The sequence below is a fragment of the Collinsella sp. LCP19S3_B6 genome, assembly GCF_052121815.1.
Classification (GTDB): domain Bacteria; phylum Actinomycetota; class Coriobacteriia; order Coriobacteriales; family Coriobacteriaceae; genus Collinsella.
The window spans coordinates 1-1,281 of record NZ_JBQKDN010000042.1 but is presented as its reverse complement, the minus strand read 5'-3'; the positions used below and the strand labels follow the sequence as shown (position 1 = coordinate 1,281).

Annotated in this window: 1 protein-coding gene; it reads right to left on the bottom strand. The window is 69.9% G+C overall.

Going from position 1 to position 1,281, the window contains the following annotated elements; translation table 11 throughout:
• Nucleotides 1-318: 318 nt before the first annotated feature.
• The coding region (locus ACTQWD_RS08665) for an IS110 family transposase (RefSeq protein ID WP_441559746.1) at nt 319-1,281 on the bottom strand (963 nt) is incomplete at its 5' end.

The window sequence follows — 1,281 nt, the reverse complement described above, 5'->3', positions numbered from 1 at the left end:
GCTTCAAGGCACCTTGCTCGCTCTGGCGGGTTTTCGCTCATATGACCCAATCCGCTGTCAAGAGCCACAATGGCCCCGCCGACCGCTTGCAATCGGTCGGCGGGGCCTGCCGTTGAACCCGTCCCGGTCCGCCCCCGGCATGTCATCGACGCCTTCGGCTCAGTCTCATATCCGCGGATACCGTTCTGTCGGCCCGCACTCCATTCCTTCGGCGAGGTTCCCCAAGTCTGTCGAGGCGCATGCGGAGGGCTCCGCGCGCACAGCGAAATAGGGGGTATCCCCGAAGGCCGCCCGGCTCGCCGGGACGGGGGGCTATGTCTATTCCGCGCCCTCCCGGCACATCATGCCGAGGGCCCAAAGCCACCTCACGAGCTCGGCCGCGGTGGCCGCGTTGGCCTTCGCCGCGGGCATGCCGCGGGCGAGCATCTCCTCGCGCCGCCGCAGGAGCCGCTCGGACCCCTTCCTCCCGTGCATCCTTATCTCGAGGGGCACGCCCGTGTCCCTTGGCATGAGCTTCGGCTGGTGCCGTGCCGCGGCGTAGCACCATGAACCCTCAACGGCCAGCTTCCTCACGAGCGCGTTGCCCGCACCGCTGATGCCTCCGAGCCGCACGGAGTCGCCACTCGACCTCTGACTCGGCGCGAGGCCGAAATAGGCCGTGACCTGCCTTCCGGAACGGAACCTCGTGAAGTCGCCGACCTCGGCCGAGAAGGCCGCGGCCAGCGCGAAGGCGCAGCCCTTGATCGACTGGAGGGCGGCCACCTCCGCGGCGATCGGGCTGGCATCCACGGCGGCCCTGTACTCGGAGAGCAGGTCCGCCCGGGCCTCCGCCGCGGCCTCGACCTCGTTCCTCAGGGCGGCGAGCGTCCGAACCCCGCCATCGTCCTCCGGCCTGACCTTGTCGAGCCACCTCAGGAAGTCGTAGGTCCAGTACTTCCTCGGGTTGCCGGCGGGCGTGGTGCCGCCGTAGACGAACCCCCGCTTTGCGAGGAAGGCGAGCAGCCGCTGCTTGGCGGTCGCCAGGCGCGCGGTCGCCCCGTCGTAGGCGCCGGCGAGGTCCCTGATGCCTTCGACCTCGGGGGAGGGGACCCATACGGGGGAGATGTCGTGGGCGAGTATCGCCTTGGCCATCCTGGCGGCGTCGTTCCTGTCGTTCTTGGAGGCCGAGTCGGCGGCCGACCTGGGGATCTTCGAGACCGCGGCGACGACGCACTCGACGCCGAGCCCGGCGAGCTCCCTTTGCGGGGCGAAGCCGAGGTAGCCGCTCTCGTAGGCCGCGAG